This is a genomic window from Allobosea sp. P2_A10 (genome assembly GCF_056405115.1).
In genome coordinates, this window is the sequence record NZ_JBFUCS010000011.1 from 17038 (window position 1) to 41956 (window position 24919).

Annotated in this window: 22 protein-coding genes; 20 read left to right on the plus strand and 2 right to left on the minus strand. The window is 65.5% G+C overall.

Annotated elements, in window-relative coordinates:
* Positions 1-2: 2 nt before the first annotated feature.
* A complete protein-coding gene (locus AC1DZY_RS16240) occupies positions 3-452 on the minus strand; it encodes a Crp/Fnr family transcriptional regulator (RefSeq protein ID WP_476821171.1) in 450 nt (149 codons plus the stop codon).
* Complete coding sequence (locus tag AC1DZY_RS16245) at positions 449-3181, minus strand: ABC transporter transmembrane domain-containing protein (protein WP_476821172.1); 2733 nt, start codon at positions 3179-3181, stop codon at positions 449-451. The genes AC1DZY_RS16240 and AC1DZY_RS16245 overlap by 4 nt, the downstream gene beginning before the upstream one ends.
* Before the next feature lie 163 nt (positions 3182-3344).
* On the opposite strand from AC1DZY_RS16245, the gene AC1DZY_RS16250 reads away from it, so the two are divergent.
* The 20 genes from AC1DZY_RS16250 (at position 3345) to AC1DZY_RS16345 (ending at position 24670) form a co-directional block, all read left to right on the plus strand.
* The gene (locus tag AC1DZY_RS16250) at positions 3345-4334 is read left to right on the plus strand and encodes a heparin lyase I family protein (protein WP_476821173.1); all 990 of its coding nucleotides are present in this window, start codon (positions 3345-3347) and stop codon (positions 4332-4334) included.
* Between the two features lie 143 nt (positions 4335-4477).
* Positions 4478-6349 carry an ABC transporter ATP-binding protein gene (locus AC1DZY_RS16255; protein ID WP_476821174.1) on the plus strand — a complete coding sequence of 624 codons (1872 nt, stop codon included), beginning with the start codon at positions 4478-4480 and terminating at the stop codon, positions 6347-6349.
* A 50-nt stretch (positions 6350-6399) separates the two neighbouring features.
* Complete coding sequence (locus AC1DZY_RS16260) at positions 6400-8340, plus strand: ABC transporter substrate-binding protein (RefSeq protein WP_476821332.1); 1941 nt, start codon at positions 6400-6402, stop codon at positions 8338-8340.
* An 8-nt stretch (positions 8341-8348) separates the two neighbouring features.
* A complete protein-coding gene (locus AC1DZY_RS16265; RefSeq protein ID WP_476821333.1) occupies positions 8349-9347 on the plus strand; it encodes an ABC transporter permease in 999 nt (332 codons plus the stop codon).
* Between the two features lie 5 nt (positions 9348-9352).
* Positions 9353-10534: an ABC transporter permease gene (locus tag AC1DZY_RS16270; RefSeq protein WP_476821334.1), complete on the plus strand. Its 1182-nt coding sequence runs from the start codon at positions 9353-9355 to the stop codon at positions 10532-10534.
* Positions 10535-10569: 35 nt separating this feature from the next.
* Positions 10570-11691 (plus strand): glycosyltransferase family 4 protein, encoded by a 1122-nt coding sequence (locus AC1DZY_RS16275; protein ID WP_476821175.1) that lies wholly within the window; start codon positions 10570-10572, stop codon positions 11689-11691.
* Complete coding sequence (locus tag AC1DZY_RS16280) at positions 11688-12464, plus strand: polysaccharide deacetylase family protein (protein ID WP_476821176.1); 777 nt, start codon at positions 11688-11690, stop codon at positions 12462-12464. The genes AC1DZY_RS16275 and AC1DZY_RS16280 overlap by 4 nt, the downstream gene beginning before the upstream one ends.
* Before the next feature lie 152 nt (positions 12465-12616).
* Positions 12617-13900 (plus strand): glycosyltransferase family protein, encoded by a 1284-nt coding sequence (locus AC1DZY_RS16285; RefSeq protein ID WP_476821177.1) that lies wholly within the window; start codon positions 12617-12619, stop codon positions 13898-13900.
* A gap of 128 nt (positions 13901-14028) precedes the next feature.
* Positions 14029-15264 carry a metal-dependent hydrolase family protein gene (locus AC1DZY_RS16290; RefSeq protein WP_476821178.1) on the plus strand — a complete coding sequence of 412 codons (1236 nt, stop codon included), beginning with the start codon at positions 14029-14031 and terminating at the stop codon, positions 15262-15264.
* Positions 15265-15417: 153 nt separating this feature from the next.
* Positions 15418-16227 (plus strand): ABC transporter permease, encoded by an 810-nt coding sequence (locus AC1DZY_RS16295; RefSeq protein WP_476821335.1) that lies wholly within the window; start codon positions 15418-15420, stop codon positions 16225-16227.
* A 39-nt stretch (positions 16228-16266) separates the two neighbouring features.
* A complete protein-coding gene (locus AC1DZY_RS16300; protein WP_476821179.1) occupies positions 16267-17325 on the plus strand; it encodes an ABC transporter ATP-binding protein in 1059 nt (352 codons plus the stop codon).
* A 35-nt stretch (positions 17326-17360) separates the two neighbouring features.
* The gene (locus tag AC1DZY_RS16305) at positions 17361-18407 is read left to right on the plus strand and encodes an ABC transporter substrate-binding protein (protein WP_476821180.1); all 1047 of its coding nucleotides are present in this window, start codon (positions 17361-17363) and stop codon (positions 18405-18407) included.
* Between the two features lie 165 nt (positions 18408-18572).
* Positions 18573-19445: an ABC transporter permease gene (locus AC1DZY_RS16310; protein WP_476821181.1), complete on the plus strand. Its 873-nt coding sequence runs from the start codon at positions 18573-18575 to the stop codon at positions 19443-19445.
* Between the two features lie 62 nt (positions 19446-19507).
* A complete protein-coding gene (locus AC1DZY_RS16315; protein WP_476821182.1) occupies positions 19508-19696 on the plus strand; it encodes a twin transmembrane helix small protein in 189 nt (62 codons plus the stop codon).
* A gap of 181 nt (positions 19697-19877) precedes the next feature.
* Positions 19878-20468, plus strand: coding sequence for an acyloxyacyl hydrolase (locus AC1DZY_RS16320; protein WP_476821183.1), 591 nt, complete (start codon positions 19878-19880; stop codon positions 20466-20468).
* A gap of 70 nt (positions 20469-20538) precedes the next feature.
* On the plus strand, positions 20539-21120 hold the full coding sequence (locus tag AC1DZY_RS16325; protein ID WP_476821184.1) for a cob(I)yrinic acid a,c-diamide adenosyltransferase: 582 nt from the start codon (positions 20539-20541) through the stop codon (positions 21118-21120).
* A 10-nt stretch (positions 21121-21130) separates the two neighbouring features.
* Positions 21131-21820 carry a rhomboid family intramembrane serine protease gene (locus tag AC1DZY_RS16330; RefSeq protein ID WP_476821185.1) on the plus strand — a complete coding sequence of 230 codons (690 nt, stop codon included), beginning with the start codon at positions 21131-21133 and terminating at the stop codon, positions 21818-21820.
* Positions 21821-21995: 175 nt separating this feature from the next.
* Complete coding sequence (locus tag AC1DZY_RS16335; RefSeq protein WP_476821186.1) at positions 21996-22742, plus strand: electron transfer flavoprotein subunit beta/FixA family protein; 747 nt, start codon at positions 21996-21998, stop codon at positions 22740-22742.
* Between the two features lies 1 nt (position 22743).
* A complete protein-coding gene (locus AC1DZY_RS16340; RefSeq protein ID WP_476821187.1) occupies positions 22744-23688 on the plus strand; it encodes an electron transfer flavoprotein subunit alpha/FixB family protein in 945 nt (314 codons plus the stop codon).
* Positions 23689-23785: 97 nt separating this feature from the next.
* Positions 23786-24670, plus strand: coding sequence for a 3-hydroxybutyryl-CoA dehydrogenase (locus AC1DZY_RS16345; protein ID WP_476821188.1), 885 nt, complete (start codon positions 23786-23788; stop codon positions 24668-24670).
* Positions 24671-24919: the final 249 nt, after the last annotated feature.

Sequence of the window (24919 nt, forward strand, 5' to 3'; positions counted from 1 at the left end):
CGTCAATGGACTTTCTCGTTATGCAGCACGAAGTCCGCCAGGCGATAGAGCCGCGAGGCGAGGTCGCGCGTCAGCGCGATGCTGAAATCGGGGATCGTCTCCATCAGCTCGAAGAACAGATCCTGCGGCAGGCGCAGCGCGCTGACATCGCTCTTGGCGACGACCTCGCCGACATAGGGCTGGCCGCACAGCATCGGCACATCGCCGAAAATGCTGCCGGTCTCGAACACGAAACGCTTGGTATGGCCGTCCGAGCGCTGATGCGACAATTCGACTTCGCCGGCGAGGATGAAAAACACGCCCTCGGGCCGCTCGCCCTCGGCGATGATCTGGGTGCCGGCGTCGAAATGCAGCCGCTCGCCCATCAGTGCGACGAGCTTCAGCCGGGGCGCCGGCAGCGACTGGAAGAGCGGAACCCGCCGCAGGCAGGTGATGTCGGTCTCCAGCGTCATGGTCGCGCCTCCATCCGTTCGGCGACACGACGCGGCGGCGGGCTGGCCGTCTCCTCATCGTCACCGTCCTGATCGTCATCAAGGATCGTGCCGGAAGATCCATTGAACACGATCCGCAGCCTTATGCCGCTGGCGAGACTAGCATCGCTCAGAAGAAGGAACAGTGTCATGCCCTTGCAATGCTCGCGCAGGCGGTGGACGAGATCCTCGGGCTGCTTCGTCGTGGCCAGCAGCGCCGTGATATCGAGCACCGCGATCTGGGGCGTCTTGATCAGCGCCTGCGCCAGCGGCACGGCGAGCTTCAGCCGCGTCGGCAGATGCCGGCCGCGAATGCCGGAATCGGTGTTGAGCCCGATCCGGTAGAGTTCGCCGTCGAGCCCCGCACGGGCGAGCGCCGCGCGCACGATCGCGGCGATCTTCTTGCCCGCATCGGAGATGCCGTAGCCGATGCGTCCGAACATCAGGTTGTCGCGCAGGCTTGCGCCGAGCACGACCTTCTCGGGATCGTAGAAGGCGACGTCGTTGACCGCGTCGGCCGGCAGATGCGCCTTGAAGCTCGCCCGCGCCCGCATGATGCGGCGCTGCAAGGCGGGGCCGAGCAAATTGAGGCGGTGCTTGGGTTCGATATAGCCCAGGCCCAGCGCCAGCAGGTCGCGCTCGGTCTCGGCGTCGAGCGGCGCGCGCATGTCGTGCTTGCCCAGCGTCGCCGCGAGTTCCTTCAGCCTTTCGAGGTCGATGCCGACGCCGAAGGAATAGCGCTCGAACAGGGCATGGCCCTGCGGCAGGCCGTCGAAGATTTCGACCACGGTCGAGACGATGCGCGAACCGACCTCGACCAGCGGCTGGACCAGCGCCTCGGCCGAGAGGATGGCATGCGCATAGGGTTCGAACAGCAGCGTCTCGCTGGCGAAGCGCGGGCTCATCCTCGCGCCGAAGATCAGGTTCTCGGCGATGCTGGCATTGCCATTGTAGCGCTCGGGATCGAAGGTCTCGATCAGCCCCGAGAGCTTGTTGCGGTTGAGCTCCTCGGCCACGGCCCGACGCGCTGCGACGAGGCGCGTGACGCCATCGTCCTCGATCTGCGCGGTGACCTTGCCGTCGAGGCCGAGCTCGTAGACGTCCTCGGCGCAGCCGAGCACGTCGAGCACCTGCTTGAGATGAGCCTCCAGAGAGGCCTCGTCGCTGAGGCCCGCGCCCTCGTAATCGGTCCAGTCGGCAGCGAAGGAAAACGGCGTGTTGCCCGAGCGGATCGCCTCGAGGAAGACCCGGTGCTCCTCCTGGCTGACCTTGCCGTTGGGTTTCGCGCTCGGCCGGCGGCGTTTCAGCGGCAGCAGGATGTTGTCGCGCAGGGTGCCCGCGATGATCTCGGCCTCGCTGCCGGCATAGCCGATCATGTGGCTCGCCCGCTCGACCGACATGCGCCCGAGATTGTTGGCATCGATCATGATGCGGCCGGAATAGGTCATCGCCTGCCGGCCGAGGATGCGGCCGAGCACCTCGCGCGCGCCGCCGTTGGGGCCGATGGCCGCGATCTCGCCGGGTCGCGGCAGGCGCAACGACAAGGGCGAGAGCAGGGGCTGGCCACGATTGTCGAGCATCTGGACGCCGTCGAGCCTGATCTCGCCCTCGTCGGGCAGCCGCGTCACGCCGTCGGCCTCGTCGAGCACGACCGATTCCTCGGTGTTGAACTGCGCGATCACCTGCTCGTATTTGATGGTGACGTCGTTGCGCTGCTGGTCCCAGTCGATCAGCTCCTTGATCGGCGGCGGCAGGTCGCGATAGGCGGCGATGACGGCGACGAGCTGGCCGATGTCGAGCCGGCCCTGCAGCGCAAAGAAGCCGCCGACTGCGTAGAAGAAAAACGGCGTGATCTGGGCGAGAAGGTTGTTCAGGAACTTGACCGCGAATTTGCGTTTGTAGAGCGCGTAGCGGATCTCGAAGAGCCGTCCGAGCCGCCCGGCGATGTCGGACTGGACATAGGTCGTCGCGCCATGGCCCTGGATCGTGGGACCGGCATCGACGATCTCGCCGATGCGCCCGGCGAGCTGGCGCGAGGCGATCTGACGCTCGCGCCCGAGCCGCAACTGCTCCTTGCGCAGGATCGGGATGATGATCGCCTGCAGCAGCACGATCACGAGCGCGATCGAGCCGAGCCAGACGCTCTGCGCCATGATGAAGACCAGCGCCGTCAGCGCCTGGCTCAGCAGGAAGACCGGCTGGATGAAGGCGTCGCCGACGAAGCCGCCGATCGGCTCGACCTCGTCCTTGATCATGCTGGCGACCTCGGCCGGCTTGACTGCGCGGATGTCCTCGGGCCGGAAGCGCATCAGCTGGCTGAACAGATCGTAGCGCATGCGCCTGAGCATGCGTTCGCCGAGAATGCCCTTGCGGACATTGATCAGGTATTTGAACCCGCCATTGATCAGCACCAGCACCAGGAAATAGCCCGACAGCCCGAAGAGCAGTCCGAGCTGGCCGACCTCGAAGCCGCCGAAGACCTTCCAGGAAGCGCCGCCGAGCCATGACGGCAGATGCAGGGTGAAGTCGAGCAGTGTCGCGGTGGTCTTGCCGTTCTTGAAGGCGTTGCCCTGGATGGCGTCGTTGACGATGCGCTTGGGCACGTCGAAGGAAGCCCAGTAGAACGGGATCGAGGCAAGGATGATCGCAAGGACGATGACCTGCTCGCCGCGGCTCTTCTGCCAGACATAACGGAAGAGGTTGGTCTCCAACGGTGATCCTGTCCGGCGCGTCTGCCGCGCGCTCGTCTTCCGGCAATCGCCAGTTCCATATGTGTGTCAGCTTGGGCTCCAGCGCAATGCGGCCGTGCGCGTTCGCCGCCGCGCTTGCCCCCGTGCGCCGGCCATGTTTCGATCACGGTCGATGGAGGGCCCGATGCGGCTGCGTTGTTTCGACCGACCGGGCCGGCTGTCCGCGATCCTGATGGGGCTGGCTCTCATGGTGACGGCAGCGCAGGCGGATCCTCCCGTGAATGCGGGGGACCGCATGCTGAAGGACGATTTCTCGGCCGGGCATTTCGCGCCGGAAGGCGGGCTCTTCTACAAGGACAATGCCGAGCAGCGCGCGGGAAAGGTCACGTTCCAGCAGCGCCACCCGCAATCGGGCAAAAGTGCGCTCAAGCTGTCGCTGATCCCGTCCTGCAAGGCTCCGGCGGATGAGTGCAGCGAGCGGGCCGAGGTCTGGGAGAGACCCGAGGTGCTCGCGCCCTACGACAAGGCCGTGTGGTACGGCTTTTCCATCCTGATGAACGATCCGGTGCCGCAGGATGACGGCCGCTACGTCATGGCGCAGTGGAAACGCGAGATCATTCCCGGCGCCGATGGCGACTATTCGCCCTTCATGGCGCTCAGGCTCTACCAGGGCCGGCTCGGCGTCACGATCGAGACCGACATGATCGAGGCCTTTCCGATCGGCTCGGCGCAGCGCCCCAAAGGCTGCCTGCCCGGAGAGGCGCTGGTTCTGAACCGCCCGGCCGCGCGGCAGACGCGGGCGCTGGTGGCGATCGAGGCCGGCGCCGGCCGTGAGAACTATCCGGATTATTTCGATTCCTGCGCGCCCGGCATCGTCGTGACCCGGCATGCAGACCTGCCATCGGCTCAGAAGGGCTGGATCGACTTCGTCTTCCGTTCGCAGCCGGGGCCGGCGGGCGACGGACATGTCGAGATCTTCGCCGATGGCGTCGCGATCGCGACCGTCAAGGGTCACATCGGCCATCAGGGTCCGGGTCTCGACAACAACCAGTATTTCAAGTTCGGGCCGTATCGCGCGCCGAACCCGCTGGAGTGGAGCGTCAGCTTCGCCGACTTCCGGCGCGGGCCCCGTTGCAGCGACGTCATGCGCGCCGGGCAATGTCCAGCGGATTGATAGCGCCTGGCTATCGAATTCGATGTCGCATCAGGCATTGGCAAGGCGGCGCTTTCAACGTCTAGTGCCTTTGGGGGCCTGTCGGACGCTAGTCTGCGGCCCTTTCGAGGCAACCTTAAGGGACGGTGCGGCGTTAGCGGCTCATGGATATCCTGCGGATCAGCGATTTGCGCATCGGCTTCACGGTTCATGGTCTCGCTCGCGAGGTCGTGAAGGGGGTCAGCCTGCGCGTGCCGCAAGGCAAGACGGTCGCGCTTGTCGGGGAATCCGGCTCGGGCAAATCGGTGATCTCGCAGGCCATCATGGGGCTGCTGCCGCGCAATGGCGGCGTCACCGGCGGCGAGATCCTGTTTCGCGATCCGCTCACGCCGGGAAGCTCGGTCGACATCGCCGGCCTCAAGGCCGAGGGCAAGGAGATCCGCTCGCTGCGCGGCGGCCGCATCGGCATGATCTTCCAGGAGCCGATGTCGTCGCTCTCGCCGGTGCACACCATCGGCAACCAGATCGAGGAGGCGCTGCAGCTGCACCGGCCGACGGGGAAGGCCGAAGCGCGCGCCCTGATCGAGGCGATGCTGAAGCGCGTCGGCTTCAAGGATCCCCACCGCGCCTTCGGCTTCTACCCGTTCGAGCTGTCGGGAGGATTGCGCCAGCGCGCGATGCTGGCGATGGCGCTGATCTGCCAGCCTGCGTTGCTGATCGCCGACGAGCCGACGACAGCGCTCGACGTCACCATCCAGGCCCAGGTGCTCGACCTGATGCGCGAGCTCCAGGCCGAGATGGGCATGGCGATCCTGCTCATCACCCATGATCTCGGCGTCGTCGCCAACATGGCCGACGAGGTCGTGGTGATCTATCACGGCGATATCCTGGAAAGCGGCCCGGTCGAGGACATCTTCCGCCGCCCGCGCCACCCCTATCTGAAGGCCCTGCTCAAGGCCTCGCCGCATTTCGACATGGCCGAAGGCGAGCGTCTGGTGGCGCTGCGCGAGGCGAGGCCCCGCGCCGCCGTCGCGCCGCGGCCCACGCCGACGCCAACCGCCGCGCCGCTGCTGAGCGTCCGCCATCTGCGCAAGACCTACACCACCGGCTCGCGAAAGTTCTTCGGCAAGGGGACGCTTTCAACTGTCGTCGCCGTCGACGATGTCAGCTTCGACATCAGGCGCGGCGAATGCCTCGGCCTCGTCGGCGAGAGCGGCTGCGGCAAGACCACGGTCAGCAAGCTGATCATGCGCGCGGTTACCCCCGACGCCGGCGAGATCGTCTTCGACGACGGCAAGGGTCCGACGGACATTCTCGGGCTCGACGGCGAGGCGTTGCGCGGCTTCCGGCCCCGCGTCCAGATGATCTTCCAGGATCCGGTCTCGTCGCTGTCGCCGCGCATGACCGTGATGAACATCCTGCGCGAACCGTTGATCGTGCATGAGCGCGGCGAAGGGCAGGGGCAGATCGCGCGCGTCAAATCCCTGATGGAGGATGTCGGGCTCGATCCGCGCTTCCTCAGCCGCTATCCGCATTCTTTTTCGGGCGGGCAGCGGCAGCGCATCGGCATCGCCAGGGCGCTGGCGCTCGATCCCGACCTGATCATCTGCGACGAGCCGGTCTCGGCGCTCGACGTCTCCGTGCAGGCGCAGATACTCAACCTGCTGAAGGATCTGCAAGCCGAGCGCGGCCTGACCTTCCTGTTCATCTCGCACAACCTCGCGGTGGTGAACTACATGGCCGACCGGATCGCGGTGATGGCCAATGGCCGCATCGTCGAGATCGCGCCGCGCCATGCGCTCTTCACCAACCCGGTGCACCCCTACACCAAGGCCTTGCTCAAATCGGTGCCCTTCGCCGATCTCGACCGCAAGCTCGACTTCAAGCTGGTCGCTCCCGGCGGCGCCTCCGACGCGACCTATTGGGCCTCCGCCTTCCGGCAGGAGCCCGGCGGGCCGGCCCTGACCCATCTGCCGCTCGGCGACGGCCATTTCGTTCTGGCCCAGCCCAGCGCATCTGTTCGTGAGGTGGCCTGATGACCGCAAGACGCCCGACGACCGGAACTCGCTCGACCGCCGAAAGTGGTTTGCCGACGCGCCGGACCGCGCTGGCTCTGGGTTCGGCTGTCATCGCCTCGACCGGACTGCCGCGCTTCGCGCAGGCGCAGGCTGCAAAGCCGCCGGCGCTGATCGATAGCCCTTTTTTCGCGCAGCAGGTCAATGCGGGAACCCTGCCGCCGGTCGATCAGCGGGTGCCGTCCGTGCCCCGCATCGTCGATGTGTCCGGCGACGGCCGCGAACCGGGCAAGCATGGCGGCACGATGCGGATGCTGATGGGCGACCAGCGCGACATCCGGATGATGACGCTCTACGGCTATACGCGCCTGGTCGGCTATGACGACGATCTCGAGCTCGCAGCCGATGTCCTCGAAAGTTTCGAGGTCAGCGAGGGCCGCATCTTCACGCTGAAGCTGCGCGCGGGGCACCGCTGGTCCGATGGATCGCCGTTCACGACCGAGGATTTCCGCTATTGGTGGGAGGATGTCGCCAACAACAAGCGGCTTTCGCCCGGCGGGCCGCCGCAGGCGATGCTGGCCGCCGGCGAGCCCCCGGTCTTCGAGGTGCTGTCGCCCACCGAAGTCCGTTACAGCTGGACCAAGCCGAACCCGGTCTTCCTGCCGACGCTCGCGGATGCGCAGCCGACCTATGTCTACATGCCGTCTGGTTACCTCAGGCAGTTCCACGACAAGTATGCCGACAAGGCGACGCTGGCGGCCAGCGTCAAGACGGCCCGGGTCAAGGATTGGGGCTCGCTGCACGAACGCATGTCGCGAATGTATCGGCCGGAAAACCCCGACCTGCCGACGCTCGATCCCTGGCGCAACACCACCCCGGTGCCGGCCGAGCAGTTCGTCTTCCAGCGCAATGCCTATTTCCACCGCATCGACCAGAACGGCCGGCAGTTGCCCTATGTCGACGAGGCGACGATCACGCTCGGCACGAGCTCCCTGATCCCCGCCAAGACGGCGGCCGGCGAGAGCGACCTGCAGGCGCGCTATATCCGCTTCGACAACTACACCTTCCTCAAGGACGCCTCGAAGCGGATGAACTTCGACATCAAGCTGTGGAAGCGGGCCGAGGGCGCGTGGTTCGCACTGATGCCGAACATGAACGCGATCGACCCGGTCTGGCGCGATCTCAACCGCGATGTCCGCTACCGCCGGGCGCTTTCGGTCGCGATCAACCGCAGGGACGTCAACAAGGTGATCTTCTTCGGCCTCGCCAAGGAGAGCGGCAACACCGCCCTGCCCGAGAGCCCGCTCTACGACGCCAAGTGGGCGGCGATGTGGATGGAGCAGGACAAGGCGCTCGCCAACCGCCTGCTCGACGAGATCGGGCTGACCAAGCGCGATCTCGAGGGCGTGCGGCTGTTCCCGGACGGGCGCAAGCTGGAGTTCACCGTCGAGACGTCGGGCGAGAGCACCGAGGAAACCGACATCCTCGACCTGATCAAGCAGGACCTGATCGCGGTCGGCATCAAGATCTATCCGCGCTCGACGCAACGCGACGTGTTCCGCCGGCGCATTGTCGCGGGCCAGACGATCATGTCGGCCTGGTCGGGCATGGACAATGCGCTGGTGGCGTCCGAGATGGAGCCCGATGCGCTGGCGCCGACCTCGGCCTCGCAGTTCAACTGGCCGCGCTGGGGACAATTCCACGAAAGCGGCGGGCGCGAGGGCGAGGCGCCCGATCTGCCGGAGGTCAAGGAACTGGTCAGGCTCTATCACGCCTGGCGCCGCAGCACGACGCATGACGAGCGCAAGCAGATCTGGCGGGACATGCTCAGGATCAACGCCGAACAACTCTACACCATCGGCGTCGTCAACGGCACGCTGCAGCCCATCGTGGTCTCGCGCAGTCTGCGCAATGTGCCCGACAAGGGGTTCTACAGCTTCGAGCCCGGCGCTTTCTTCGGCCGCTACATGCCCGACACGTTCTGGTTCGACCAGGCCAAGGCGAAGGTCTGACGCGCGTGCTGCTGCAATACATCCTCAAGCGCATCCTAGTGATGATCCCGACGCTGCTGGTCACCAGCGCGCTGATCTTCACCGTCATCAACCTGCCCGAGGGCGATTATTTCGAGACGCTCGCCGCCGAGATGCAGGCGCAGGGCGAGAAGGCCGATCTCAGCCGCATCGAGTTCCTGAAGCAGGAATACGGCTTCGACAAGCCACCGCTGGAACGTTACGTCTACTGGGTCGCCGGCCTGCTCAAGGGCGACATGGGCTATTCCTTCGAATATCAGCGCCCGGTCAGCGAGATCGTCGGGGACAGGCTGATCCTGACCATGGTGGTGTCCTTCGTCACCATCATCTTCACCTGGATCGTGGCGTTTCCGATCGGAATCTATTCGGCGACGCACCAATATAGCTGGGGCGACTACGGACTGACCTTTCTCGGGCTGATCGGGCTCGCGGTGCCGCATTTCCTGCTGGCGCTGGTGTTTCTCTACATGGCCAATGTCTGGTTCGGGACCTCGATCGGCGGCCTGGTCGATCCGCAATATCTCAACCAGCCGTTGAGCTGGGCCAAATTCAAGTCGATCCTCGAGCATCTCTGGATTCCCGTGATCATCATCGGCGCGGGCGGCACCGCCGGCATGATCCGCGCCGTGCGCGCCAACCTGCTCGACGAACTCCAGAAGCAGTATTTCGTCACCGCCCGCGCCAAGGGCCTGCCGCCGGGCAAGGCCCTGCGCAAATACCCGCTGCGGATGTCGCTGAACTTCTTCATCTCGGACATCGGCGACATCCTGCCGTCGATCGTTTCGGGCGCGGAGATCGTCGCCATCGTTCTGTCACTGCAGACGACCGGTCCGCTTCTGATCCGGGCCCTGCAGAGCCAGGACATGTATCTCGCCGGCTCTTTCCTGATGTTCCTGTCCTTCCTGACCGTGATCGGCGTGCTGATCTCCGACATCTCGCTGGCGATTCTCGATCCGCGGATCAGACTGCAGGGAACCGCGACGAAGTGAGCGCGATCGTCCACAACAACGCCCTGCCAGCCGACGGCGCGGCCCTGCCGCACACTGCGTCGGCTGCGCCGTTCGAGCCTTACGCCGTCGAAAAGATGACCCCGGATCAGGAGCGGGTCTATCTCGCCTCGCAATGGCAGCTGATGTGGTGGAAATTCCGCAAGCACAGACTGGCGGTGATCTCCGGCATCGTCCTCATCGCGATCTACGGCATGGTCATCATCTGCGAACTGCTTGCGCCCTATCACTACACCACGCGCAACACCGACTTCATCCGCGCTCCGCGCCAGGAACTGCATCTCTTCTACGAGGGCAGCCTGATCGGACCCTTCGTCTATCCCTATACCCAGCGCATCAACATGGAGAACCTGAAGCGCGAATACGATGTCGACACGAGCAAACCGCAAAAGCTGCGCTTCTTCTGCAAGGGCGACAACTATGAGTTCTGGGGCCTGATCCCCGGCAGCACCCATCTGTTCTGCCCGGCTGAAGGAGGCACGCTCTTCCTGCTCGGCTCCGACCGGCTCGGCCGCGACATGTTCTCGCGCATTCTCTATGGCGGGCGTATTTCACTCTCGATCGGGCTGCTCGGCGTCTTCGTTTCCTTCGTGCTCGGCGTCATCATCGGCGGCATCGCCGGCTACTACGGCGGCAAGATCGATCTCGTCGTCCAGCGCGTCATCGAGATCGTGCAGTCGCTGCCGCATATCCCGCTCTGGCTGGCGCTGGCCTCGATCATGCCGCCCTCCTGGAGCCCGCTGCTGGTCTATTTCGGCATCACCATCATCCTCGGCCTGATGGACTGGACCGGGCTCGCGCGCGCCGTGCGCTCTAAGCTTTTGTCCCTTCGCGAGGAGGATTATGTCGTCGCGGCGCAGCTTATGGGAGCAAAACCCGCCCGCATCATCGGGCTGCATCTGGTGCCGGGCTTCATGAGCCATCTCATCGCGTCCGCGACGATCACCATTCCCAAGACCATCCTCGGCGAGACCGCGCTGAGCTTTCTGGGCCTGGGCCTGCGGCCGCCGATCACCAGTTGGGGCGTGATGCTGAACGAAGCCCAGAACATCAATGTGGTGGCGCTCTATCCGTGGCTGCTCTATCCGTGCGTCCCGGTGATTCTGATCATCCTGGCCTTCAATTTCCTCGGCGATGGCCTGCGCGACGCGGCCGATCCCTACCGCTGAACGCAGGCGCAAGCCTCAGGCGGAGCACAAGACGGTTGCGCGTCGCGTTCCACACTCCGCTCAATCCGTTCGGTGACGGCCGCATCTCCGGCGACCGGCGCATGGCGCATCAGATCGCCAATGCGCTGGAGCGGCTCGGCCACGAGGTCGAACCCATTCCCGACGCCCGGTCCTATATGAGGGGGGCCGAGCCGGACCTGCTCCAGCGGATGCAGGACAAGGCCGCAGCGAAGCTGGACGCGCTGCTGCAGGCCTGGCGGGAGACAGGCGCCGTGCCCGAGCTCTGGTTCACCTATCACAGCTACTACAAGGCGCCCGACCTGCTCGGGCCGGCGATCGCGGCTGCGCTCGACATCCCCTATGTCGTCGCCGAGGCCAGCGATTCCGAACGCCGGGAGCAGGGCGAATGGGCGGCGCATGTCGCGCTCTCACGCGGCACGTTCTGCGCCGCGGATCTCCATCTGTGCTTCACAGCGCGCGACCGGCTCGGCATCGAGAACCTCTGCGGCGAGACCACGCGCTTTCTCGACTTTCCGCCGTTCATCGATGTCGCAAATCCGGTCTTCCATGAGCGGAAAGGCGATATGCCTCCCCGCCTGATCACGGTCGCGATGATGCGTGACGGCGTGAAGCACGAATCCTATCTCGCTTTGGCGCGTGTGCTGGCGGGGCTTGCCGACCCGTGGACCCTTACCGTGATCGGCGACGGGCCGATGCGGGCGCAGGTCGAGCGCGCATTTACGGTGTTGCCGGCCGAGCGCATCGATTGGCGCGGCGCTCTCGCTCATAACGAGGTCACGGCGCAGCTCGCGGAGCACGACATCTTCATCTGGCCGGGGATCGGCGAAGCCTATGGGCTGGTCTATCTGGAGGCGCAGGCGGCGGGGCTGCCCGTCGTCGCTTTCGACGGTGGCGGCGTGCCCTGCACCGTCAGGGATGGCGAGACCGCGCTGCTGGCGCCCGATCGCGACGAGACGGCGCTTGCCGCAGCGCTGGACCGCCTGCTAGAAGACCCGGCCCTACGCCGGCGCATGGGTCGCGCTGCCGCGCACTTCATCGCCAGTGAGCGCACGCTCGACGCTGCCTGTGCGATCCTTGCGAAGGGTCTGACGCTGGCTATGGACGTGCGCGGCGCAAGACGGAATGCGAGGCGATGAGCGGGCAAGCGTTGGGTGATCTCGCAGCGGAACTCGACCTGTGGGGGCAGTCCGGTCGCGGGGTCCGCCTCTGGCTACGCGATGACGACGCCATTGCGCCAAGCCCTGCGCTTGGCCGCCTTGCGGAACTGAGCGAGCGCTTCGCACTGCCGGTGCTGCTCGCCGTCATTCCGATGCTGGCGCAGCTGGACCTTGCCGGGGCGCTGAAAGGAATGCCGACGCTGCTGCCCTGCCAGCATGGTTGCAGTCATCACAACCATGCGCCCGTCGGCGTCAAGAAATCGGAGTTTGGCAGCGAGCGCGTTCTCGCGGAGGTCGAGGCCGAACTCGGGCTGGCGCGGCGGCGGCTCGGCGATCTGCTCGGCCCCGCGATGCTCGACGTCTTCGTGCCGCCATGGAACCGGATCGGACCAGAGACTGTCGCGATCCTGCCCCGACTCGGCTTTGCCGGCCTGTCCTGCTTCCGTGGTTTCACGCTCGGCGCGGAGGGTGGGCCCAGCCTCGCCAATTCCGATATCGACGTCATGGACTGGCATGGCGGGCGTGTCGGGCGGCCGCTCGCGGCGCTTGCCACCGAAATCACCGCGCAATTGTCGCTGCGACGCGCGCGTGGCGAAGGCGGACCCGCGACGCTCGGCCTGCTGCTGCATCATCGCGATCACGACGAGACGGCCTGGACTGCGCTCGAAGCGTTGCTCGCAGGGCTCGCCCGCCATCCAGCCGTCACGCCGATCGATCCGCGCCAGTTGTTTTCATTGCCGATGCCTGCGTAAATGGCCCGGACGCCTCGGGGGAGCGTCCTTCGACCGCAAGAGCGGGCTTGGATCGGGCGTTGCGTCGCGCTATACGGTTCGTCCCGTTTCGACCCGGTTGCGTGGCCCTCCGCGTGAGGTCGTCTGGCCTGATTCCGGAGGGCGACGCCGCCATGCCTGACAACGTCGTCGACCTCCCCGGCGTCGAACGCGCGCCGCGTAATTCCCATGCGCCGCGCGTCCTGATCTACAGCCATGACACCTTCGGCCTCGGTCATATCCGCCGTTGCCGCGCGATCGCCAATTCGCTGGTCGCCAACTATCCTCATATATCAGTCATCATCGTCTCGGGATCGTCGGTGATCTCGAGCTTCCAGTTCGGCGACGGCGTCGATTACGTTCGCATTCCCGGCGTCGAGAAGGACAGCGAGGGGCGCTACGGGCCGCATCACCTCAATCTCGACCTCAACGACACGATCCGGCTGCGCACCGACCTGATCAAGCAGGTCGTGCTCTCCTTCGATCCCGACGTCTTCATCGTCGACAAGGAGCCTATCGGCCTACGCGGCGAACTCGTGCCGGCTCTCGAGATCCTGCGCCGGCGCGGCGCGCGCATCGTGCTGGGCCTGCGCGACGTGCTGGACGAGCCGGCCAAGCTTCACGAGGAATGGCGCAACAGCGGTGCGCTGGACGCGCTCAACCAGATCTATGACGATATCTTCGTCTATGGGCTGGAGAACATCTACCAGCCGCTCGCCGGGCTGCCGAACCAGCATCTCTTCGCACACAAGGTCCGCTACACCGGCTATCTCAAGCGCGCCGTGCCGAGCCCGATGCCGCCCAATCGCTATCCGCGCATCACCAAGGGCCCGTTCACGCTGGTGACGCCGGGCGGCGGCGGCGACGGCGCGGGCGTGATCGACTGGGTCATCTCCGCCTATGAAGCCGACCCGACCATCGCGCTGCCGGCGCTGATCGTGTTCGGGCCGTTCATGTCGCGCGAACGGCGCAAGGAATTCGCCGAGCGGATCGCACGCCTGCCCAAGCTGGAGAGCCTGGGCTTCGAGCCTCGCCTCGAACTGTTGATGAACCGGGCGCACTGCGTCGTGGCGATGGGCGGTTACAACACCTTTTGCGAGATCCTCTCTTTCGACAAGCCGGCGCTGATCGTGCCGCGCGTCAAGCCGCGCCTCGAACAGGCGATCAGGGCCGACCGCGCCGACCATCTCAAGCTGATCGACGTGCTGCATGATCCTTCGCAGAGCGGCGAAGGTCCACGCGACCCGATGGTGATGGCCGCCGCGCTCCACGCCCTGCCCAAGCGCATGCCACCGTCGCAAGCCTTCGTTCCCAGCCTGCTCGACGGGCTTCCGGCCATCAGCCGCGCGCTTGCCGACGATCTCTCCATGCCGATCCGGGGTCGGATCCTGGCGCAGAACGCGGCGGCGACGAGCTGAACCGTCCTGCCGGCAGCGACTGCGGCACAACCGCGGGTGTACGTGGACAACGCGGCCTGAACTCCTGAATATATCAGCGACGCCTGCCTCTCATGCCGGGCGTGCGTCCTGCCTTTGGGAGACTTGCGATGACGGCGCTGCACTTCAAGAATTTCGCCCTGCTCGAACCCGATCATGGCGAGTTGCGCCAGGGTTACGAGCTTCTTGTCGAAGGCGAGACGATCCGCGACGTTTCCGAGACGCCGATCAAGGCCGCCAAGGCCGATGTGATCGATTGCGGCGGCCGCACGCTGATGCCCGGCCTGATCGACAGCCATGTCCATGTATTTCTCTCCGAGGTCTATATCCGCGCCCTTGAGAGCATGCCGCTGACGCTGATGACGGCGCGCGCGATCCGGCTGATGAAGGGCATGATCGACCGCGGCTTCACCACGGTTCGCGACACCGGCGGCGCCGACTGGGGCATCAAGGAGGCCGTCGACAAGGGCGATGTCGCCGCCCCACGGCTGTTCATCGCTGGCGCGGCGATTGGTCCGACCGGCGGCCACAGCGATCCGCGCCGGCGCACGGATTTCGGGGCGCGCTGCCATTGCTGCAACGCCATGGCCTACACCATGAACGTCTCCGATGGCGTCTCCTCGGTGAAGAAGTCGGTGCGCGAGCAGATGCGGCTCGGCGCCGACCACATCAAGATCATGATGTCGGGTGGCGTCGCCTCGCCTTACGATCCGCTCGATTCGATGCAGTTCAGCGTCGACGAGGTCGCCACGGCGGTGGAGGAGGCGAAGGCTTTCGGCCGCTATGTCTGCGCCCATGCCTATACGCCGGAAGCCATCACGCGGGCGGCGCAGTGCGGCGTGCGCGCGATCGAGCATGGCAACCTGATCGACGACGCCTCGGCGAAGCTGATGGCGGAGAACAACATGTTCCTGACCGCCAATCTCGTCGCCTATTACGCGATGAAGGAGCGCGCCGCCGAGTTCGGGATGACCGGCGAGATGCTGGCCAAGAACGACCTCGTCATCGACGGGGGCTTGCGCTCGCTCGAAATCTGCAAGCGCGCCGGCGTGCCTGTCGCCTATGGCTCGGACCTGCTCGGCCAGTTGCAGGTCGAGCAGTCGCGCGAGTTCCTGCTGCGCCGCGAGGTTTTGTCCCCGATCGAGATCATCCGCTCGGCGACCACGATCGGCGCGCAGCTCGTGCGAATGGAGGGCAAGCTTGGCACGCTCCGTGCTGGGGCCTTCGCCGATATGATTCTCGTCAATGGCGATCCGCTCAAGGACCTCGGCCTGTTCCAGGACCAGGGCAAGCATCTGGCGATCATCATGAAGGGCGGCGCGTTCCACAAGAACACGCTGCATTGAGGCCTTCGGCAGGCGGTTTGCGGCTCAGGGAAACCGGCTTGACTGTTTGTAAGTTGAATCGCAGCGTGCCGCCGCAAGGCTCAAGGAGATGACGGAATTGGCGTTGGTGGGTCGATCACGGATGCTGCGGAACGGAGTGCTTCGTTGAGCGCCGTGGTCCGTCCGAGCGTCGGTCGCGTCGCGCTGAACGGCGCGGCCTGCCTGTCGCTGCTCTTCATTCTGATGCCGCTGATTTTCGTGACCTGGCTCGCCTTCTTCCGGCAGGAGATTCCCTCCTTCCCGCCCGAGGGCTATTCGCTGAAATGGTTTCAGGCGGCGGCGAGCAACAAGCCCTTCATCGACGGCTTCATCCTGAGCCTTCAGGTCGGTGTGCTCGCGACGCTGATCGGGCTTCTGCTCGGCGTGCCCGCGAGCCTTGCGCTGGTGCGCCACCGCATCGTGCTTGGCCCGGCCGTCAACACGCTGCTGCTGCTGCCGCTGGTGATGCCGGGCATCGTGCTGGGCACCGCGAGCTACGTTTTCCAGATCGAGACCGAGATCGCCACCGGATTGCCGGTGATGGGCTCGACCGGCGGGTTGATCGGGGCGCACACGCTGGTCGTCATTCCCTGGGTCGTCAGGCTGGTCACGGCAAGCCTCGTCGGCTTCGACCGCACCATCGAGGAGGCCGCGCAGAATCTCGGCGCCGGACCGATCACGACCTTCTGGCGGGTGACGCTGCCGAGCATCCGGCCCGGCATCGTCGCGGCCGGCCTGTTCGGCTTCGTCACCTCCTTCGGCAATCTGGAGATGAGCCTGTTTTTGGTCGGACCGGGGCGCACCACGCTGCCGATCGCGATCCTGCAATATCTCGAATGGAAGATCGATCCGACGGTGGCCGCCGCATCCCTGATCCAGATCGTCCTGATCGCCGTGGCGATGATCGTCACCGATCGCTACGTCAAACTGAGCCGGGTGGTCTGAAGGCGATGGCAGGGCTTCTCTGATGATACGGCTTCTCTGATGGCGCGGCTCTCGATCGAACACCTCCGCAAGAGCTATGGCGACCTCACCGTCGTCGACGACGTCACCATCGACATCGCCGATGGCGAATTCCTCGTGCTGCTCGGCCCCTCCGGCTGCGGCAAGACCACGACCCTGCGCATGGTCGCGGGTTTCGTGCCGCCGAGCGCCGGCAAGCTCACCATCGGTGCGCGCGATGTCACGACGCTGCCGCCCTGGAAGCGCAATTGCGGGCTGGTTTTCCAGAGCTACGCGCTGTTTCCGCATATGAGCGTCGCCGAGAACGTCGCCTTCGGGCTGGAGATGCGCAAGGCTTCGAAGTCGGAGATCGGCACGCGCGTGACCGAGGCGCTGCGCCTCGTCCAGCTCACCGGGCTCGACGGGCGCTATCCGCGCCAGTTGTCCGGCGGCCAGCAGCAGCGCGTCGCGCTGGCGCGGGCGCTGGCGATGGAGCCCGATGTGCTCCTGCTCGACGAGCCGCTCTCCAATCTCGATGCAAAACTCCGCCAGGAGGTCCGTGTCGAAATCCGCGAGCTGCAGCGCAAGCTTGGGCTGACCACGATCATGGTCACGCATGACCAGGAAGAGGCCCTGACCATGGCCGACCGTCTGGTCGTGATGGAGAAGGGCCAGGTCCGCCAGATCGGCACGCAGCGCGAACTCTACGAGAAGCCGGCCGACCGCTTCGTCGCCGGCTTCATCGGCCGCAGCGCCTTCCTCGATGGGGAGGTCGTCGGCAATGGCCGCTTCCGCAGCAAGGGTGGCCTCGACATCGCCTGCGACACGGCCCATGGCGCGGGCGCTGCGACTTTGGCTTTGCGGCCCGAGCGGATCGGGGTCGGCGGCGAGGCGGATGGCTGTCCCAACCGCTTCGAGGCCAGGGTCGAGCATGCGTCTTATCTGGGCGCGCTGCTCGACATCCATGTCAGCCTGTCCGAGCATGACCGGATGCTGCTGCAAATCCCGAACCGGCAAGGCGCGAGCGAGCCGAGGCCGGGAGAAACCATCGTGATCGGCTGGGCCCACGACGCCGGGCTCGTCTATCCGCAACAGGCATGACGCTTCATCTTGCGTCCAACAGGGGAGATAACATCATGACGACAATCGACAGGCGCGACATTCTGAAAGGCGCGGCCGCCGCCGCGCTCGTTCCGGCCTTCGCGGGCAAGGCCTCGGCGCAAGCCGCCGGCAAGGTCGTGATCGGCACCTGGGGCGGCGACTATGCCCGGTTGCTGAACAAGAACATCGACGAGCCGATCCTGAAGCCCAAGGGCATCGAGATCGTGCAGGACCAGGCCGGCGATGCACCGCGTCGCGCCAAGATGACCGCCGAGAAGCGCCTGCCGCGCGGCACCGTCGACGTCCAGGGCCTGTCGGCCGCCAACATGTTCGAAATGAACGAGGCCGGCGTGCTGGAGACGCTCGATTACTCGAAAATCCCCAACGCCAAGAACCTGCTGCCGACGATGAAGTACCCGTACGGCATCGGGCACATCTATTCCGGCAACGTGGTGATCTACAATCCCAAGATCATCAGCGTCGCGCCCAAGGGCTTCAAGGACTGGCTCGACCCCAAGCACGGCAACAAGATCGGCTTCATCGACATCCAGTACCAGGCGATCATGGTCGCAGCCTCCATGGCCGCCACCGGCGGCAAGGACATGAACGACCTCGACAAGGCCAAGCAGGTGCTGATGGCGGTGAAGGCGGCGGGCGCGCGCGTCTACCCGACCAACGAGGCCTTCGCCCAGGCGATGAAGAACGAGGAGATCGGCATCAGCGCGATCTGGAAGGCCCGCGTCGTGCAATGGCAGAACGCCGGCATCCCCTGCGAGGCCGTCTCGCCGGTCGAGGGCATCCCGGCCTATGTCTCGGGCTTCGTGATCCAGAAGAACGCGCCCAACAAGGAAAACGCCTACGCCTACATGAACGCCATGCTGGAGAAGGCCCCTCAGGAGGCCTTCGCGGTCGACATGGGCTATAACGGCACGGTCACCGGCCTCAACGTCGCGCCCGACCTGCAGAAGCGCATCGGCTTCACGCCCGAGGAAGAGAAGCAGATCAAGGACCTCGACTACGCCTTCCTCGCCAAGAACGATTCGGCGATGAAGGAGTGGTGGGACAAGGTCTTCAAGGCCTGACATGGCTCGCCCGTTCTACCATCGCGGCCGTCTGACGCGGCTTGCTGCGCTTCCGGTGCTCACGGACAAAAGTCCGCTCCGCTCCGGTTCTCGCACGCCACGCCATTCGGCTCGCGCTGGCGAACGCTCGAACCATGTCACTGACGCCTGCATGAGAGCCGGCCCATGAGCGCCGCCGCCCCGGAAGCCGTCGCGGGCGCTCGTACTGGCCTTGCCGGCGCGCTCGTCGTGCCGGCGACGATCTTCGTCGCGATCGGGCTGCTGGGCCCGATCGCGATCCTGTTCCGCTATTCGCTGAACCAGTTCATTCCCGGCCAGTTCATGGTCGACGGGCTGGTGATCGACAACTACGTCAAGTTCTTCACCGACGCGTATTATCTCAACGTGCTCGCCCGCACCGTAAAGGTCGCGGTGGTCTGCACGGTCGCCTGCCTGATCATGGGGTTTCCGCTGGCCTATGTGCTGGCGCGCATGGAAAGCCGCTTCAAGAATCTCGTGATCATGCTGGTCGTGCTGCCGCTCTTCGTCGGCAATGCGGTCCGCGCGGCGGGCTGGATGACGGCCTTCGGCAGCAAGGGTGCGCTCAACGCCTCGCTGATGGGCATGGGCGTCATCAGCCAGCCGCTCGAGATCATGTATACCGAGAACGCCGTGCTGATCGGTATCGTGGCGGTCAACCTGCCCTTCATGGTGCTGACGCTGCAGAGCGTGATCGAAGGCATTCCGCGCAATGTCGAGGAGGCCGCTTTCAGCCTCGGCGCGGGGCCGGCCGCGATGTTCCGCCGCGTGCTCTGGCCGCTTGCCCTGCCCGGCATTCTCGCCGGCACGATCCTGACCTTCATCCTGGCGATGAACGCCTATGCGACGCCGGTGCTGCTCGGCGGCCCGAAATTCCAGATGATGGGTCCGCTGGTCTATGGCCAGTTCGCGCAACAGAACAACTGGCCCTTTGGCGGCGCGATCTCCTTCATCCTGATGACCGCGACGATCCTGTTGACGGTGGCTGCCCACCTGATCGTGCAAAGGCGCTATCGCTGACAACGGAACCCAGCCGGATCGGGTCGCTGGCCAAGAGCTTCGCCGCGCACTAAGTCTTCGCCATGAGTCTTTCCGGATCCCTCGTTCCCGTCGCTGTCGGCGCCGTCGCCGTCGTCCTGCTGCTCGGGCTGTTCAACATGCTGCGCGGCGGCAGCGCGAGCACCTCGCAGAACCTGATGCGCGCGCGTGTCGTCCTGCAGTTCGTCGCGATCATCGTCATCCTTGCGGTGATGTGGTGGCGCAACGGCTGACAGGCTATGGCGCAGTGATTTATGTCAGCAAGTCTGACCTATTGTAAGCTTTTGATTTTCAAGGACTCCTCGCTTCCCTCGGTGCTTTGACTGGGGATTGGCCCCAATCTCGCCATATTCCGGACACGAGTCTCTGCGCATCGCTAACGCTCGTTCTCGCCGACAAAAAGAAAAGTCGCCCATGGTTCGCGTCGCGTTGCTGCTCCTTGCCGGATCGATGGCCGCCTCGCCCGCATGGGCGCAGTCGCAGCCGCTTCCGGCGGGCGCATCGGCCTACGCGCCGGCGACGGACACGCCCTCGCTCTCCTGGGAAACCCGCATCGGCGCGGCCGCCGCCAATCCCGGCGGGCGCGAAAACGGGCTGCTGAATTTCAGCGGCGAGGTGGTGACGCCGCGCGCGATCTCGCTCAACGACCGGATCGCCTCGACCTTCGTGCCGCGCTTCCATCTGGGATCGAGCATCAACTTCAACGGCACGCGCTACGCCTATGCCGGCGCGACCTGGACCGTCGATCTGAGCAAGGTGGTCTTCGTCGAGGCGAGCCTCGGCGCTGCTCTCAATGACGGCAAGACCGGCGTGATCGTTCCGGAGAACCGGCTCAATGTCGGCTGCAATAGCGGTTCGCGCGAGGCGGCTGCACTGGGCGTGCGCCTGAGCGACCGCTGGAGCCTGGTCGCGACGCTGGAGCATTTCAGCACGGCCGGCTGCGCCGACCGCGACAAGCCGCGCGGCCCGGCCAATTTCGGCGCCAAGCTCGGCTATACCTTCTAGGATCGCCCCCTCGGCGTGAACGCCGGCCGCTGGGCCTTTCGTTCGGTCAGCGCCGCGCTATAACGCGGTCATGGTCAAGCTCAACCGCATTTATACCCGCACCGGCGACGACGGCACGACCGGGCTGACGACAGGCCCGCGCCGGTCGAAATCCGATCTTCGCGTCGAGGCCTATGGCACGGTCGACGAGACCAATTCCTGCATCGGGCTGGCGCGGCTTCATGCCGCGAGCGAGGATGCCGAGGTCGAGGCGATGCTCGGCGCGATCAGCAACGATTTGTTCGACCTTGGAGCCGATCTTTCGACGCCCGACACCGGCGAGGCGCTCGCCTTCGAGCCGCTGCGCATCGTGCAGGCCCAGGTGGACAGGGTCGAGGCCGCGATCGACCGCCTGAACGCGGCCCTGCCTCCCCTGCGCTCCTTCGTGCTGCCCGGCGGTACTCCGGCCGCGATCCATCTGCATCTGGCGCGCACGGTCAGTCGCCGGGCCGAGCGGCTGATGGTCGAACTGGCGCGCACGGATGGCGAGATCGTCGCCGCGCCGGCGCTGAAATACATCAACCGCCTCTCCGATTTCCTCTTCGTCGCCTCCCGCCATCTCAATGCCAGGGCGCAGGGCGACGTGCTCTGGGTGCCCGGGCAGAACCGCTAGGATCGCACCGATGTTCGTGCCGCTGCATGATGGCGTTCCGCTGCGTTTCATGCGCGCGCCCTATGTCACCTATGCGCTGATTTCGTTTTGCGCAGCGCTCTATCTGCTGGTCTCCATGCGGCAGAGCGAAGCGGGTCAGATCGCGATCGCGGCAGGCTTCGGCATGATCCCCTCCGTGCTGTTCGGCCAGGGCGTGCTGCCTGCCGAAATTCTCCAACTACCGGCCTGGGCGACGCTGTTCAGCAACGTCCTTCTGCATGCGAGCTTTGCCCATCTTGCCGGCAACATGCTGTTCCTCTGGGTCTTCGGCGACAATGTCGAGGATGCGATGGGCCATGTCCGCTTCCTGGTGTTCTTCTTCCTGTGCGGGCTGGCCGGTTCGCTGGCGCATGCGATGATGAACCCAACCTCCGAACAGCCGCTGATTGGCGCATCCGGAGCCATTTCGGGCGTCATCGCGTCCTATCTGATGCTCTATCCGCGCGTCCGGATCTGGGGGCTGGCCTTCAACTGGATCCCGATCCGGATCAGCGCGCTCTATGCGCTCGGCGGCTGGATTCTCTTCCAGATCGTGTCGGCGCTTCTCGATCCCGCGGGACATGTCGGCTGGTGGGCACATCTTGGTGGACTCGGCGCCGGCGCAGCCCTGACGCCGATCTTCATTCATCGCGGCGTGACCCTGTTCGGGCGCATCGCGTGAACTCCGGGCTTGCGCCCGCGCGCACGCTGCCCGGTGGCCCGGGCGGCGTTGACAAGCGCAAACGGGCGTCGCTACGGTCCGTCCGCATTCCAGCCGAGAGCCGCGATGCCGTCCGACCGCCCGATTCGCGCGGCGCGGCTGCGAAGCGCACCTCTCCGTAAACGGTGATTTGGCGATGAAGATCCTGGTGCCCGTCAAGCGGGTGGTCGACTATAATGTGAAGATCCGCGTGAAGGCGGACGGTTCGGGCGTCGAGCTGGCCAACGTCAAGATGTCGATGAATCCCTTCGACGAGATCGCGGTCGAAGAGGCGCTGCGCCTGCGCGAGGCCGGCAAGGCGACCGAGGTGGTCGTGGTCTCGATCGGTCCGGCGCAGGTAGCCGAAACGATCCGCACCGGGCTGGCGATGGGCGCCGATCGCGGCATCCTTGTGAAGGTCGATGGTGTCGTCGAGCCGCTCGCGGTCGCCAAGCTTTTGAAGAAGCTGGTCGAGCAGGAGAGCCCGCAGCTCGTCATCCTCGGCAAGCAGGCGATCGACGACGACTGCAACCAGACCGGCCAGATGCTGGCGGCGCTGCTGGGCTGGCCGCAGGGCACATTCGCGTCGAAGGTCGCGGTCGGCGACGGTTCGGTCGATGTCACCCGCGAGGTCGATGGCGGCCTGCAGACGGTGTCGCTGAAGCTGCCGGCGATCGTCACCACCGACCTTCGCCTGAACGAGCCGCGCTACGCCTCGCTGCCCAACATCATGAAGGCCAAGAAGAAGCCGCTCGACGAGACCTCCGCCGAGACGCTCGGCGTCGATGTGACGCCGCGCCTGAAGGTGCTCAAGACCGTCGAGCCCGCTGGCCGCTCCGCCGGCATCAAGGTCGGCTCGCCGGCCGAACTCGTCTCCAAGCTCAAGACCGCAGGGGTGATCTGACATGGCCACGCTGCTGATTGCCGAACACGACAACGCGACCGTCAAGGATGCCACCAACAAGGCCCTGACCGCAGCCATCGCGCTGGGCGCACCCGTCCACATCCTCGTTGCCGGCGAAGGCGCCAAGGGCGCGGCCGATGCAGCCGCCAGGCTCGACGGCGTCGAGAAGGTGCTGCTGGCCGACGCCGCGCTCTATGGCCACAACCTCGCCGAGCCGCTGGCGGCTCTCGTGGCCAAGCTGGCGGAGGGTTACGACGCCATCGTCGCGCCCTCGACCACGACCGGCAAGAACGTGCTGCCGCGCGTCGCGGCCCTGCTCGACGTGATGCAGATCTCCGACGTGATGAAGGTCGTCTCGCCCGACACCTTCGAGCGTCCGGTCTATGCCGGCAACGCGATCCAGACCGTGCAGTCGGCGGAAGCCAAGAAGCTGATGACGATCCGCACGGCGTCCTTCCAGGCGACGGGCGAGGGTGGATCGGCGACCGTCGAGACGGTGTCCGGCGGCGATGATCCCGGCCTTTCGACCTTCAAGGGCGAGGAGGTCGCGAAATCCGATCGTCCCGAACTGGCCTCGGCCAAGATCATCGTCTCGGGCGGGCGGGCGCTGGCGTCGTCTGAAAACTTCACCAAGGTGATCGAGCCCGTCGCCGACAAGCTCGGCGCGGCCATGGGCGCCTCGCGCGCGGCGGTCGATGCCGGCTACGCCCCCAACGACTGGCAGGTCGGCCAGACCGGCAAGGTCGTGGCTCCCGATCTTTATGTGGCGGTCGGCATCTCCGGTGCGATTCAGCATCTCGCCGGCATGAAGGACTCCAAGGTCATCGTCGCGATCAACAAGGACGAGGAAGCGCCGATCTTCCAGATCGCCGATTACGGCCTCGTCGGAGACCTCTTCACCATCATGCCCGAACTCGCCGCCGAACTCGGCAAGATCGGCAAGTAAAGCGGCTTAAGGCCGTCGCACGACAACCGGGCTGCCGCAAAAGGCGGCCCGCATCGCCTCCGGGGATGGAGCGGTGCCACCACGGATGGATCAGACCATGTCGGACAAGGCGATCAGGACGATCGGCATCATCGGCGCAGGCCAGATGGGCAATGGTATCGCCCATGTCGCGGCCGTCGCCGGCTTCGAGGTCCGGCTGCATGATCTCGCCGAGGACCGCATCAAGGCGGCGCTGGCCACCATCGACGGCAACATGGCACGCCAGGTCACCAAGGGTGCGATCGGCGATGAAATCCGCCGCGACGCCATGGCCAAGATCACGGCAGCGCCGCATCTCTCGGGGTTGGGCGACTGCGACCTGATCATCGAGGCGGCGACCGAGAACGAGGAGACCAAGCGCAAGATCTTCACAGCCGCCTGCCAGCACATCAAGCCCGACGCGATCCTGGCCTCGAACACCTCCTCGATCTCGATCACGCGGCTGGCAGCCTCGACCGACCGGCCGGAGCGCTTCATCGGCATCCATTTCATGAACCCCGTGCCGCTGATGCAGCTCGTCGAGCTGATCCGCGGCATCGCGACCGACGACCAGACTTTCGAACTCGCCAAGGAGTTCGTAGGCAAGCTCCACAAGACCGTTTCGGTCTCCGAGGATTTCCCGGCCTTTATCGTCAACCGCATCCTGCTGCCGATGATCAACGAGGCCGTCTACACGCTCTATGAGGGCGTCGGCTCGGTCGACGCGATCGACACCGCGATGAAGCTCGGCGCCAACCATCCGATGGGCCCGCTCCAGCTCGCCGATTTCATCGGTCTCGATACCTGCCTCTCGGTGATGCAGGTGCTGCATGACGGGCTGGCGGACTCCAAGTACCGGCCCTGCCCGCTGCTAGTGAAATATGTCGAGGCCGGCTGGCTCGGCCGCAAGACCAAGCGCGGCTTCTACGACTATCGCGGCGAGAAGCCGGTTCCGACGCGCTGAGACGAAGAACGGCCGATATTCAATCAGACGCCGTCATCCCGGGCACGCGAAGCGCAGACCCGGGATCCATCGTCGAGCGCCGTCCTGCCTTATGATGGATCGCGGATCGGCGCGGCTTCGCCGCTTGTCCGGGATGACGGCGGAAAGTTATTGCCGCGGGTAACCGAGTTCCGAACTGCCCCGGCACGCCCAAACGCCGCATCCCCTTCACATTCCCGTCGCATCGCGCTTACATTGATCGTGAGACGG